Annotated in this window: 8 protein-coding genes; 4 read left to right on the top strand and 4 right to left on the bottom strand. The window is 66.4% G+C overall.

The annotated features are described in order from the left end of the window. Positions 1-89: 89 nt before the first annotated feature. Together ABDV69_RS06380 and ABDV69_RS06375 are read left to right on the top strand one after the other, a co-directional pair. Entirely contained in the window at positions 90-3428 is a 3339-nt protein-coding gene (locus tag ABDV69_RS06380; RefSeq protein WP_343572664.1) for a transglutaminase family protein, read from the top strand. Further along, positions 3428-6082 (top strand): circularly permuted type 2 ATP-grasp protein, encoded by a 2655-nt coding sequence (locus ABDV69_RS06375; RefSeq protein ID WP_343572662.1) that lies wholly within the window; start codon positions 3428-3430, stop codon positions 6080-6082. Before ABDV69_RS06380 ends, ABDV69_RS06375 begins: the two co-directional genes overlap by 1 nt. Here the strand turns inward: ABDV69_RS06375 and ABDV69_RS06370 are convergent, their stop codons facing one another. Then, entirely contained in the window at positions 6083-7150 is a 1068-nt protein-coding gene (locus ABDV69_RS06370) for a putative zinc-binding metallopeptidase (protein WP_343572661.1), read from the bottom strand. After that, positions 7143-8033, bottom strand: a complete 891-nt coding sequence (locus tag ABDV69_RS06365) for a transglutaminase family protein (RefSeq protein ID WP_343572725.1) — start codon at positions 8031-8033, stop codon at positions 7143-7145. The genes ABDV69_RS06370 and ABDV69_RS06365 overlap by 8 nt, the downstream gene beginning before the upstream one ends. A gap of 655 nt (positions 8034-8688) precedes the next feature. On the opposite strand from ABDV69_RS06365, the gene ABDV69_RS06360 reads away from it, so the two are divergent. Further along, the gene (locus ABDV69_RS06360; RefSeq protein WP_343572723.1) at positions 8689-9045 is read left to right on the top strand and encodes a transglycosylase family protein; all 357 of its coding nucleotides are present in this window, start codon (positions 8689-8691) and stop codon (positions 9043-9045) included. 200 nt (positions 9046-9245) lie between these two features. Here the strand turns inward: ABDV69_RS06360 and aspS are convergent, their stop codons facing one another. Next, positions 9246-11057, bottom strand: a complete 1812-nt coding sequence (gene aspS / locus ABDV69_RS06355) for an aspartate--tRNA ligase (RefSeq protein WP_343572660.1) — start codon at positions 11055-11057, stop codon at positions 9246-9248. A 65-nt stretch (positions 11058-11122) separates the two neighbouring features. Between aspS and ABDV69_RS06350 the strand changes: the two genes are divergently transcribed. After that, positions 11123-12016: an oxidoreductase gene (locus ABDV69_RS06350; protein WP_343572659.1), complete on the top strand. Its 894-nt coding sequence runs from the start codon at positions 11123-11125 to the stop codon at positions 12014-12016. Between the two features lie 33 nt (positions 12017-12049). Here the strand turns inward: ABDV69_RS06350 and ABDV69_RS06345 are convergent, their stop codons facing one another. After that, positions 12050-13438 carry a hypothetical protein gene (locus tag ABDV69_RS06345; protein WP_343572658.1) on the bottom strand — a complete coding sequence of 463 codons (1389 nt, stop codon included), beginning with the start codon at positions 13436-13438 and terminating at the stop codon, positions 12050-12052. Positions 13439-13465 lie beyond the last annotated feature (27 nt).

Raw genomic sequence — 13465 nt, 5'->3', positions numbered from 1 at the left:
ATTGGCGGCCAATCTCGGTTACGCCACTCCGCCAATGTCGGGCGTTGCTGGGCTGCAACCTGATGGCGGGTGTGATGAGATTTCGGGTTATGACCATCAAAGTGGCGCTGGAGCACCGCACCAGCTACACATTTGACCGACCGGTCCGAGTTTTCCCGCATGTTGTGCGGCTGCGCCCGGCACCCCACTCACGCACGCAGATCGAGGCGTATTCGCTGCAGGTCGAGCCGGCCGATCACTTCGTCAACTGGCAGCAGGACGCGGTGGGCAACTTCGTCTACCGGCTGACTTTCCCGAATCCGACCAACCGGCTGAGCATCACCGTCGGGCTGATCGCCGACCTGAAGGTGATCAACCCCTTCGACTTCTTCATCGAGGACTGGGCCGAGACCTGGCCGGCTGCCGGCTTCAGCTACCCGGAGCCGTTGGCCGACGAGCTCAAGCCCTACCTGCAGCCGGTCGACGAGGACGGCGCCGGATCGGGTCCCGGCGAGCTGGTGCGAGAGTGGGTACGCACGTTCGCGGTACCGCCCGGCACCCGGACGATCAACTTCCTGGTCGCGCTCAACAGGCGGATCAACGCCGACCTCAACTACAGCGTGCGCATGGAACATGGCGTGCAGACACCGGATTTGACGTTGCGGACCAGGGTGGGCTCGTGTCGCGACTTCGCCTGGCTACTGGTGTCGGTCGCGCGCCAGATGGGCTTGGCCGCCCGATTCGTCTCCGGCTACCTGGTCCAATTGACCTCCGACGTCACGGCACTCGACGGGCCGTCGGGACCGACCGCCGATTTCACCGATCTACACGCCTGGGCCGAGGTTTTCATACCCGGCGCGGGCTGGGTCGGTCTGGACCCGACGTCGGGTCTGTTCGCCGGCGAGGGCCACATCCCGCTGGCCGCCACCCCGAGCCCGGCCAGCGCGGCCCCGATCACCGGTGGCATCGAGCCGTGCGAGTCGACGCTGGAGTTCTCCAACACCGTCATCCGCATCCACGAGGATCCGCGGATCACCCTCCCCTATAGCGACGAGGCCTGGGCAACCATCACCGACGTCGCCCGCGGCGTCGACGAGCGCCTTGAAGCCGGTGACGTCCGGCTCACCGTCGGCGGCGAACCCACCTTCGTGTCGATCGACAACCAGGTCGACGACGAGTGGACCACCTCCGCCGACGGCCCGCACAAGCGTCAGCGCGCCTCCGACCTGGCTGCCCGCCTGAAAGCGCAGTGGGCGCCGCAGGGTCTGATTCACCGCGGCCAGGGCCGGTGGTATCCCGGTGAACCGTTGCCCCGCTGGCAGATTGGTCTGTACTGGCGTACCGACGGCCAGCCGCTGTGGCCCGATGCGACACTGCTGGCCGACCCCTGGAGCACCACTGAGACCGGCCCGGCCGCGGACATCACCACGGCCCAGAACCTGCTGTCCGCCGTCGCCGACGGCCTGGGCCTGCCCCCTTCACAGGTGCGCCCGGCGTACGAGGATGCCCTGTCCAAGCTGGCGGCCAAAGCCCGTCTACCGCAGGGCGACCCGGTGGAACCCAGTGCCGACTTGGACCCGGAGACCGGTCGCGACACTCCCGCAGCCCGAGCCGAGCTACTGGCGCGCCTCGACGAATCGACGGCCACTCCAACGGCGTTCGTACTTCCGCTGCACCGCCGCGACGATGAGCTGGGCTGGGCCAGCGCCAACTGGCGGCTGCGCCGCGGCCGCATCGTGCTGGTCGACGGCGATTCGCCGGCGGGCCTGCGACTGCCGCTGGACGCGATCAGTTGGAAGCCGCCGCGGCCGTCCTTCGACACCGATCCGACCACCGCCGGCGACAATCTGAGCCCGGCGGGCACCGAAGCACTGGTCGATGACGACGAGAGCGCGCCGACCACCGCAATGGTCGCCGAGGTCCGCGACGGCTTGCTCTACATATTCCTGCCGCCCACCGGGACGCTGGATCATTTCGTTGACTTGATCGCCCGAATTCACGCCGCGGCCAAGAAGGTCGGCTGCCCAGTGGTGATCGAGGGCTATGAACCACCGGCCGATCCGCGACTGTCCTCGACCACCATCACCCCCGACCCGGGCGTCATCGAGGTCAACGTCGCGCCCACCGCCAGCTTCGCCGAGCAGACCAGACAGCTCGAAACCCTCTACGAACAGGCCCGACTGGCTCGCCTTTCGACGGAGTCGTTCGGCGTCGACGGCAGTCACGGCGGCACCGGCGGCGGCAATCACATCACGTTGGGTGGCGTCACCCCGAAAGACTCTCCCCTGCTGCGCCGCCCGGATCTGCTGGTGTCGCTGCTCACGTATTGGCAGCGGCATCCGTCGCTGTCCTACCTGTTTGCCGGTCGGTTCGTCGGCACCACGTCGCAGGCGCCGCGGGTCGACGAGGGACGGGCCGAGGCGCTCTACGAGCTGGAGATCGCGTTCGCCGAAATCGACCGGCTCGCTTCGGCTCCCGGGCCCGGCACGCCCAGGCCCTGGATCATCGACCGGGCACTGCGGCATCTGCTCACCGACATCACCGGAAATACTCATCGCGCCGAGTTCTGCATCGACAAGCTCTACAACCCGTACAGCATGCGCGGCAGGCTGGGCCTGCTGGAATTGCGCGGCTTCGAGATGCCACCGCACCTGCGGATGGCGATGGTGCAGTCGCTGCTGGTGCGCTCGTTGGTGGCCTGGTTCACCGACGAGCCGCTGCGGACGCCGCTGATCCGGCACGGCGCCAATCTGCATGGTCGATACTTGTTGCCGCACTTCCTGATCCATGACATCGCCGAGGTCGCCGCGGACTTGCGTGCGCACGGCATCGCCTTCCAGAACAGTTGGCTGGACCCATTCACCGAGTTCCGCTTCCCGCGTATCGGCACCGCGGTATTCGACGGCGTCGAGATCGAACTGCGCGGCGCCATCGAGCCGTGGAACACGCTCGGCGAAGAGGCCACGGCGACCGGAACCGCCCGCTACGTCGACTCCTCGGTCGAACGTCTCCAGGTGCGCATTATCGGCGCCGACCGTCACCGTCATCTGGTGACCTGCAACGGCTATCCGGTCCCACTGCTGGCCACCGACAATCCCGACGTGCACGTAGGCGGCGTACGTTTTCGGGCCTGGCAACCGCCCAGCGCCCTGCACCCCAGCATCACAGTCGACGGCCCGCTGCAATTCGAGCTCATCGACCTCACCACCTCGACGTCGCGCGGCGGCTGCACCTACCACATCGTCCACCCCGGCGGACGCGCGTACGACGAGCCGCCCGTCAATGCCGTAGAAGCAGAGTCACGGCGCGCACGGCGCTTCGAGGCCACCGGGTTCACCCCGGGCAAACTCACGCTCTCCGGCATTCGAGAGATGCAGGCCCGAATTTCCACAGACGTCGGCGCGCCGGGCATCCTCGATCTGCGGCGCGTGCGTACCGTTCTGCGGTAATGGCTTCGACAGATATGGCAGTACACCCAAGCGACTCGGCAGCGTTTCACCACCGCACCGACGTCGACCGGCTGCTCGCCGGGTATCGCACCGCGCGGGCTCAGGACACGCTGTTCGACCTGCGCCCGCCATCCCTGCAAGGGCCGGTGATCGGTTACGACGAGTTCCTCGACGACACCGGCAGTGTGCGCCCGGCTTGGGCCGACCTCGCCGACGCGGTCGGTGACCGTGGAAAAGCGGGCCTGAGTCGGCTCAGCTCCGCAGTACGACAACTGGTGAACAACGACGACATCACGCACACCGTTGTCGATCCCGCAAGCGGGCACGGTGAGCCGCGAGCGTGGCGCATCGACCCGCTACCGCTGGTGGTATCGGCCCCCGATTGGGAGGTGCTCGAGGCCGGGCTGGTGCAACGGTCCCGAGTGCTCAATGCCGTGCTGGCGGACGTGTACGGTAACCGGCGCTCGCTGACCGAAGGCGTACTGCCCCCGGAGTTGCTGTTCGCACATCCGGGATATGTGCGCGCCGCCAACGGAATCGAAGTGCCGGGCCACCACCAGCTCTTCATGCACGCCTGCGACGTCAGCCGACTCGCCGACGGCAGCTTTGGAGTGAATGCCGACTGGACCCAGGCGCCGTCCGGCGCGGGATACGCGCTCGCCGATCGACGGGTGCTCGCGCAAGCGCTGCCCGACCTGTACGAGAAGGTCGGACCACGTCCCACGACACCGTTCGCTCAAGCGTTGCGACTGGCACTGATCGACGCGGCGCCCGATGGCGTGCAGGACCCTGTGGTCGTCATCTTCAGTCCGGGTATCTACTCCGAAACCTCCTTCGACCACGCGTATCTCGCGACATTGCTCGGCTTCCCGCTAGTGGAGAGCGCGGACCTGGTAGTTCGCGATGGGAAATTGTGGATGCGCTCGCTGGGCACACTCAAACGCGTCGACGTGCTATTCCGCCGCGTCGATGCCACCTACACCGACCCCCTCGATCTGCGCGCCGACTCCCGGCTGGGGGTGGCCGGGCTGCTGGAGGCGCAGCATCGCGGGACGGTGACCGTCGTGAACACGGTCGGCAGTGGAATCCTGGAAAGTGCTGGGCTGCAACGCTTCCTGCCCCAGTTGGCGACCCGCCTGCTCGGCGAAGCACCGCTGCTGCCCAGCGCGCCGAGCTACTGGGGTGGCATCGACAACGAACGCTCGCATCTGCTGGCCAACCTGTCGACACTGTTGATCAGGCCTACCATCGGCGGGCAAACGCTTGTCGGCCCGGCGCTTTCGTCCGAACGGCTCGCCGATCTGGCTGCCGCGATCACCGCGATGCCGTGGCAATGGGTCGGTCAAGAACTACCGCAGTTTTCTTCCGCCCCGACCAGCAACGACAACCAACTCTCGGCGGGCGGAGTGGGTATGCGCCTGTTCACGGTTGCTCAACGTGGCGGGTACGCGCCGATGCTGGGCGGTCTCGGCTACGTGCTGGCCCAGGGCCCGGCGGCGTATACGTTGGAAACCATTGCCGCAAAGGATGTCTGGGTTGCGCCCACTGACAGGTCGCGAACCGAAGCGGTCACCCTGCCGGCCCCGGAAACTTCCACAAAGACAGGCGCGGGCACGTTGGGTGTCAGTTCGCCGCGCGTGCTGTCGGACCTGTTCTGGATGGGACGCTACGGCGAGCGCGCCGAGAACATGGCCCGGTTGCTGATCGCCGCCAGGCGGCGTTACTACGAATTCCGGCACCGCCAAGAGATTTCCGAAAGCCAGTGTGTGCCCGTCCTGATGGCTGCGCTGGGCCGCATCACCGGAACCGACCCGGGGACCGAGGATCAAGCCGAGACGATCGCCATCGCGCCGTCGACCCTATGGTCGCTGACCATGGACCGCGATCGGCCCGGCGCCCTGGCGCAGTCGGTGGATCGACTGGCGTTGGCCGCCAGGGCAGTTCGTGACCAGTTGTCCAGCGACACCTGGGCGGTGCTGGCCGGTGTCGAGCGGGCGCTGGCGCACACCGCCGAGCCGCCGGACTCGTTGGCCGAGGGCGACGCCATGTTAGAGACGGCGCAGTCACAGACTCTGGTCGGCATGCTGACCCTGGCCGGCGTTGCAAGCGAGTCGATGGTGCAGGACGTCGGCTGGACGATGATGGACATCGGCAAGCGCATCGAACGGGGCCTGGGCCTCACCGCCCTGCTGAATGCCACGTTGACCACCGTCCTGGCCCCGGCCGCGGAACGGACCGTGATCGAATCAACGCTGATTGCAACGGAATCCGCGGTGATCTATCGCCGCCGCACGGCCGGCCAGGTCAGCGTGGCCGCGCTGGCCGCGCTGATGTTGTTCGATTCGACGAACCCACGGTCGCTGGTATACCAACTGGAACGGCTGCGCACCGATCTCGGCGACCTGCCCGGCCCGTCGGGATCCTCACGCCCGCAGCGGATGGTCGCCGAGATCGGCACCTTGTTGCGGCGCTCGCATCCCGCCGAGCTCGAAGCGGTGTCCGCGAACGGACGCCGCGAACGGCTGGCCGGACTGCTCACCGCAACCCATGCCGCGTTGCGCGAGTTGGCCGAGGTCATCGCGGCGACCCAACTGGCCTTGCCGGGCGACACGCAACCGTTGTGGGGTGGCGACGAACGGCGGACGATGCCGTGATCACCACCGTGCTGATGCGCTGAGCGGGTCGCGTCTCCCCGATGCGGCGGTCACCTCGTCGATGACGTTGTGGATGAACTTCATCTTCTCCAGAACCTTGATCGGCAGCACGAAAGGATACAGGTCGTCGTGACCCATCGACCTGTTCACCATGTTCAGCGACCACGACACCGGCAGCCACATGTCGATGATCGTCATGAATGCGCTGGGTCCCAGCACCGGCCGATCGAAGGTCGCCGTCGCCGGCGCGAAGCCTGACCACGCCGCCGTATCCAGCGTGTCGCGGATGTGCAGGTAGTGCGCGAACGTCTCGGCCCAGTCTTCGGCCGGATGCATCGTCGCGTACGACGACACGTAATTCTGCTCCCAGCCCGCGGGCACGCCTTCGCCGTAATGCCGGTCCAGCGCCGCCTGATAGTCGGCATCGGCATCGCCGAACAGCTCGTTGAATCGCGCGGCGAACTCGGCGGACGGCGTGATCAGCCGGTAGTAGTAGTAGTGCCCGACCTCGTGCCGGAAGTGCCCCAGCAGGGTGCGGTACGGCTCGTCCATCTCGACCCGCAACTGCTCGCGGTGCACATCGTCGCCTTCGGCCAAATCCAGCGTGATGACGCCGTTCTCGTGCCCAGTGGTCACCCGCTCATGCGCGCTGGACAGCAGCCGGAAAGCCAGTCCGTAGTCCGGATCTTGTTCGCGCCCAATGATCGGCAACTTCAACTCGTGCAATTCGGCGACGAGTCTGCGCTTGGCCGCCTCGGCCCGGGCGAACTCGGCCAGCCCAGCGGTGTCCGCGTCGTTGGGCCGTTCACTGGTCAGCACACACGAGCTACACAAGTACGTCGGTGCGCGAATCGGAACAAGCCAATTGCATTCCGCCAGATTGCGATTCGCGCACAGCTCGTACTCGCTGGCGCTGACGAAGCCGGCGCGGCCGGCGTCGTCGCCGGTGGTGACCACCAGCAGTGCCATCTCGTCGAGCGAGAACCCCAGGGCACTGCCGCACGCCAGACATGCCGAATTCTCGAACGTCAGCCGCTGACCGCAGTTGGGGCAGTGGAAATCACGCATACAACTCGTCACCTTCGTAGGGCGCGACGTCGACTGAGACGTCAATCACGCTGTTCTTGGAATTGGTGTATATGATGCCGCGCAACGGCGGCACGTCGGCGTAGTCGCGACCCCGACCGACGATGACGTAGCGCTCGTCGACCATCTGATTGTTGGTGGGATCCAATCCTAGCCATTCGAATTGGCCGGGCGGCTGCGGCGTCCACACCGCCGCCCAGGCGTGCGTCGCGTCGATGCCGATCATGCGGTCCTTCCCGGGGGGCGGGTCGGTGGCCAGATAGCCGGAAACGTAGCTGGCCGCCAAACCGTTGGCGCGCAAGCAGGCGATCGCCAGCCGCGCGAAGTCCTGACATACCCCTTCCCGCGCCGTTAGAACCTCGTTGACCCCAGTCGATACCGTGGTCGAACCCGAGCGGTAGGTGAAGTCGGTGTAGATCCGCGACGTGAGGTCGCCCAACACCTCGCCCAGCGGTCGCTGCGGATCAAAACTCGGCGCCGCATATTCGCGGACCTCGTCGGTGATCTCGGGCGGGTTCAGGTCGAGCGCGAACTCGCATGCCAGTGCGCCTCGCACGCCCACCGGGCGGGCGAGCTCCCACGGGTCCAGCGCCGGCCCGCCACCCCAGCGCTCCGGCGGCGAGGGATAGACCTCGACGATGGACGAACTGGTTACGGTCAGCGTCTGATGTGGCTCGGTGACATGGAAATACGAACTGATGTTTCCGTAGGTGTCCGGACTCGTCGAGCTGTCCGACGGCGTCGGCGAGATCCGCAACTCGTGGAACAGGCAGCGTTGCCGCGGCAGGTCTCGCGGGGTGAGGAAACCGCGACCGTACGAACTCGTCACCACGTCCGAGTACCGATATTCGGTGCGGTGGGTGATCCGGTAACGGACTCCCGGGCCCGACGGGTGCCGATCCGGTGCCTGCCCTGGATCGCTGGCCTGGCTCGGCGATGTCACGCTGCAACACTAGTGACGCCCAGGTGCCCGCGCAGCGGCGCAGCCTGATGTGCCCCGCTGTTCTGTACCGCGGGAGCACAGTGGGTCGTGGCCACCTGGGACGACGTCGCCAGCGTCGTCGAAGAGCTGCCACTCACCAAGGAGCGGTCGCCGCACGTCTGGCGGCGATCGATCTGCGGGGGCTGCGGGAGCTCATTGTCGAGGCCTGGCCGGAACAGCCCCGAAACGCCTGGTCCAGGAGTTTCTCGGCATCACGTGATGGCCTCCCGCAGCGCACCTTCTGTCACTTTAGTAACAGAAGCATCACAAGTCACTCTAATTTACTCCATCACGACAAGATAACTTGCTGCTCATATAGCTCATAGGTATTAAAATGCACCAATAAGCTCACTAATTAACTCGAGTTAACACTAGCAACGCAAAACACGTTCTTAAACTTGAATCTCATTGATTACTAAAGCCCCACTCATTGACTCCTTTCACACCCACTTGTTAGACCTGGTAAATGATTCATTTAGGTGGGCTACTGAGCACGATGTGCAGGCACCTGGTGATAGCCCTGTTGGTCGTCGTGGGCATGACGCTGCTGGTCAATCCGACCACCGGCGTGGCCTACGCAGACGGCATGAACTGGGACGCCGTGGCGCAGTGCGAGTCGGGTGGCAACTGGCATGCGAACACCGGCAACGGGTTCTACGGAGGACTGCAGTTCAAACCGTCTACCTGGGCCGCCAACGGCGGCATCGGCGACCCGGCGATGGCGTCGCGCGAACAGCAGATCGCGGTGGCGAATCGGGTGCTGGCCACCCAAGGCCCCGGCGCGTGGCCCAAGTGCGGCGGTAACGGCCAGTTGTTCCCGATCCAGATCGTGAACATCTTCTTGCACCCAATGCGCGGCACGCTGTCGACGCTGTGGTCGCTGGTCCCGCACTAGGGCCGGTCGCGGGCGACGTGACCGCCCCGTGATAGGTGGCGTGATAGCCCCGTAACCGTGAGCTTCGAGGGGTCGGTTGACGGGCTAACTATCAGGCGGGGCTAACTGCCCGACTGGAGTTCGAGAAGCGATATCACCCGCGATGGCTGCGCGGGGCTGGTCGCGCGAAACAGAACCTACGGTCGTGGGTGACCGTACAATCACTGCCCTGGTGTCTGTTTGGCGGGCGCAGCCGCAGCGCGGGCGCGAGCTTCCTCGGGCTTGACGTCGATCCCCGATTCCTTGCGCTGCTGGGCCGTGATCGGCGCCGGGGCATCGGTCAGCGGGTCGACGCCGCCGCCGGACTTCGGGAACGCGATCACCTCGCGAATGGATTCCGCGCCGGACAGCAGCTGGACGATCCGGTCCCAGCCGAACGCGATGCCGCCGTGCGGTGGTGCACCAAAGGTGAACGCGTCCAACAGGAATCCGAACTTCTCCTGCGCCTCGGCGGCAGTGATGCCCATCATCGCGAACACCCGTTCCTGCACGTCGCGGCGGTGGATACGAATCGAGCCGCCACCGATCTCGTTGCCGTTGCAGACGATGTCGTAGGCATCCGCGACCGCGTTGCCCGGATCGCTGTCGAAGGTCGCCTCGGATTCGGGCTGGGGCGAGGTGAACGCGTGGTGCACCGCGGTCCATGCGCCGCTGCCCAGCGCGACATCGCCGGCGGCAGTGGCGTCGTCTGCCGGCTCGAACAGCGGGAAGTCGACGACCCAGGTGAACGCCCAGGCGTCCGGGTTGATCAGGTCGAGCCGCTTCGCGATCTCGTCACGAGCGGCGCCCAGCAGCGCGCGCGACGCTTTCGCCGGCCCGGCCGCGAAGAAGATGCAGTCACCGGGTTGCGCGCCGACGTGCGCGGCCAGACCTTCGCGTTCGGCGTCGGACAGGTTTTTGGCGACCGGCCCGGCAAGCGTGCCGTCGTCGCCGACCAGCACATAGGCCAAGCCCTTGTGACCGCGCTGCTTCGCAAACTCCTGCCACCCATCCAGCGTGCGGCGCGGCTGCGACGCCCCGCCGGACATCACCACCGCGCCCACATAGGGCGCCTGGAACACCCGGAAAGTGGTGTTGGAGAAAAACTCTGTGCACTCGACGAGTTCGACCCCGAACCGCAGGTCCGGGCGGTCCGTGCCGAAGCGTCGCATTGCCTCGGCGTAGCTGATCCGGGGCACCGGGGTGGGTAGGTCGTAGCCGATCAGCGCCCACACGGCTTTGAGCACCTGTTCGGCGGTGGCGATGACGTCGTCGGACTCGACGAAGCTCATCTCCAGGTCGAGCTGGGTGAATTCCGGCTGACGGTCGGCGCGGAAATCCTCGTCGCGATAGCAGCGGGCGATCTGGTAGTACCGCTCCATCCCGGCGACCATCAGCAGCTGCTTGAACAGCTGCGGGCTCTGCGGCAGGGCGTAGAAGGAACCGGGCTGCAGCCGGGCCGGCACCAGGAAGTCGCGCGCGCCTTCCGGCGTCGAACGCGTCATGGTCGGCGTCTCGATCTCGACGAAACCCTGCGCGGCCAGCACGCCACGAGCGGCGGCATTGACCTTGGAACGCAACCGAATTGCGTTGCCCGGGCCCTCGCGGCGCAGATCCAGATAGCGGTACCGCAGCCGGACTTCCTCACCGGCGGGCTCGTCGAGCTGGAACGGAAGCGGCGCGCACTCCCCCAGCACGGTCAGCGACGTCGCGTTGACCTCGATCTCGCCGGTGGCGATCTCGGCGTTGGCGTTGCCCTCCGGCCGGATCTCCACGACGCCCTCGACGGCCACGCAGAACTCGGCGCGCAGCCGATGGGCCTGGGCCAGCACGTCGTCGGCGCGGAACACCACCTGGGATACGCCGCTGGCGTCGCGCAGGTCGATGAAGATCACCCCGCCGTGGTCGCGCCGACGCGCGACCCAGCCGGCCAGCGTCACCGGTTGCCCGGCGTCGGTGGCTCGCAACGAACCGGCGGCATGACTGCGCAGCACAAATACTCCTCGTCAACGGTGGGAACGACAGCCCAGTCTAGAGGCGGGTAATTTCAGGGATAACCATGGATGTCAAGGTAGATGTAGCAGTTGTCGGCCCCGGCGCCGTCGGCACGACGGTCGCCGCATACGTGTCTGCCGCCGGCCATTCGGTGTTGGTCTGCGGGAGGTCCCCGCGTTCGCAGATCGAGCTACGCCCCGATGGCGCCGATCCGATCACCGTGCCGGGTCCGGTCTGTACCGACCCCGCAGCGGTCACGGGCCCGGTCGGGGTCGTCCTGCTGGCGGTCAAAGCCACCCAGAACGCCGACGCAGCGCGCTGGCTGACTCGATTGTGCGACGAGAACACCATCGTCGTCGTCCTGCAAAACGGCGTCGAACAGGTCGAGCAGGTGCAGCCGCTGGGTCCGTCGTCGAACGTCATTCCCGGCATCGTCTGGTTTTCGGCCGAGACTCAGCCGGACGGCTGGGTGCGACTGCGCACCGACGCCCGACTGACGCTGCCGACCGGGCCCGCCGCGACCACCGTCGGCGACCTGTGGCGCGCAGCCGGCGGCACCGCCGACTGCGACCCCGACTTCGTCACCGCCGCGTGGCGCAAGCTACTGGTCAACGCGGTCGCCGGCCTGATGGTGCTGACCGGACGGCGGTCCGGCATGTTCCGTCGCGACGATCTGGCCGAACTCGCAACCCGGTACGCGGCGGAATGCCTCGAGGTCGCCCGTGCCGAGGGTGCGCAGCTGGCCGACGACATCGCCGCCGGGACAGTGCAGATGTTCCGGCAGGCCCCTGCCGACATGGGCACGTCGATGCTGGCCGACCGCGAGGCCGGCCGCCCGCAGGAGTGGGACGTCCGCAACGGTGTGATCATCCGCAAGGCGCGCATCCACGGGATCGAGACGCCGATCAGCGACATCCTGGTACCGCTGCTGGCCGCAGCCAGCGACGGCCCCGGGTAGTCACCGCGCCCCACGACGACTAGCGGCGGCGTCTTAGAACAACGCGATCGTGTCGGCTGTCAGACCCGAGGCTGCGTCGAAAGTGGTGGGAAGGGCGAAGTCCCCGAAGGGCGTCACGATGGTGTCGGTGATCACGCTGGAACCGGTCGGCGAGACGAGGTCGGAGTACACGGTCTCGAAGCCGTAACCGTAGTTGGCGACGTCGATCATCGAGCCGGCGGCCGGAGCATCTCCGGTAGCGCTGGTGACCAGAAGTGTCTCGGTGGTCTCGTCGTAGACACTTGTGCTGGTGGTGGTCACGTCCGCATCGAAGGTCCCGCTGCCGGCACTGTCGTTGACGTCGAATTCCTGAGTGCCCTGAATGGCGACGTCCGCCGGCGGAAGCCCGTTGATGCCGGTGAAGGTTTCGGCGCCGGTGGGAGTGATATCGCCGCCGTCGAACGGGATCGTGGCGGTATCCGATTCGGCGGCGACTGCGTCGAGGCTGGCGGGAACGCTGATGTCCCCGAAGAGGGTCACGTCGGTGGCCGAGATCACGTTCGGGCCGCCGGTCGGCGAGACGAGGTCGGAGTAAATGTCCGGGGTGGGGCCACCGTCGTAGTCGATGCTGTCGATGACCGATCCGACCGCCGGGATGTCCCCGGCGGCGGTGCCTACCGTGCCCGATGATCCATCGCCGGTGACGAGGATCGCCTCGGTGTTCGTACCGGCGGCATCGGTCGTGGTCGTCACGTCGCCGGTGAAGGTCCCGATCACCGTGCCGGCACTGTTGTCGACGTCGAATACCTGGCTGCCCTGAATGTCGGTGTCATACGGCGCAGCCCCGCTCACCGCTTTGAACGTTTCCGCACCGGTAGGAACGATGACGTCGCCGCCGGAAAGCGAGATCGGCGGAACCGCAGTGTCCGATTCGGACGCGATGGCGTCATAGCTGCTGGATACGGGGAAGTCCCCGTAGCCCGCCGTCGTCAAGGTCTCCGTGGCGGTCGTCGAGGGCAGGTCTGAGTACACGTACCCGAATTGATCACCGGCATAGGTGTAGGAGTCGATGATCGAGTTGTCCGCCGGAACGTCCCCGGCGGCGGTGCCGACGGTGCCTGAGAGATCGTGGGTGACGAGCAGTTCGGTGTTGGTGTCACCGCTGATGTCTATCGAATTCGACTCGTCGGCATCGAAGGTCCCGACCACCTGTCGGGTGGTGGTGTCGTAGACCTCGAATTCCTGGGTTCCCTGAATGCTGCCGGTCTCGGCCGGAGGAACGGTGTTCTCCAATCCGTATACCCCGGTGAGCGTTTCGGTGGACGACGGATCAGGAATGATCTCGTAGCTATCGGCGAACGCGACGGCCGCCGGGAGAAACGCGACGCCGAGCAGGCCACCTGCTGCCGCGCCCAGAGCGCGGGTAACCCGACGGCGGTGCATCGAGACACCTCCATTCGAACCCAGGGA

It is taken from the genome of Mycobacterium sp., assembly GCF_039583785.1.
In the GTDB taxonomy this organism is placed as follows: domain Bacteria; phylum Actinomycetota; class Actinomycetes; order Mycobacteriales; family Mycobacteriaceae; genus Mycobacterium.
The sequence above is the reverse complement of the archived record's forward strand: the minus strand, read 5'-3'. Positions and strand labels throughout refer to the sequence as shown.

Coding starts and splice junctions, on each gene's coding strand:
- ABDV69_RS06380 (WP_343572664.1), top strand. CDS start 90: ATGACCATCAAAGTGGCGCTGGAGCACCGCACCAGCTACACATTTGAC.
- ABDV69_RS06375 (WP_343572662.1), top strand. CDS start 3,428: ATGGCTTCGACAGATATGGCAGTACACCCAAGCGACTCGGCAGCGTTT.
- ABDV69_RS06370 (WP_343572661.1), bottom strand. CDS start 7,150: ATGCGTGATTTCCACTGCCCCAACTGCGGTCAGCGGCTGACGTTCGAG.
- ABDV69_RS06360 (WP_343572723.1), top strand. CDS start 8,689: ATGACGCTGCTGGTCAATCCGACCACCGGCGTGGCCTACGCAGACGGC.
- ABDV69_RS06350 (WP_343572659.1), top strand. CDS start 11,123: ATGGATGTCAAGGTAGATGTAGCAGTTGTCGGCCCCGGCGCCGTCGGC.
- ABDV69_RS06345 (WP_343572658.1), bottom strand. CDS start 13,438: ATGCACCGCCGTCGGGTTACCCGCGCTCTGGGCGCGGCAGCAGGTGGC.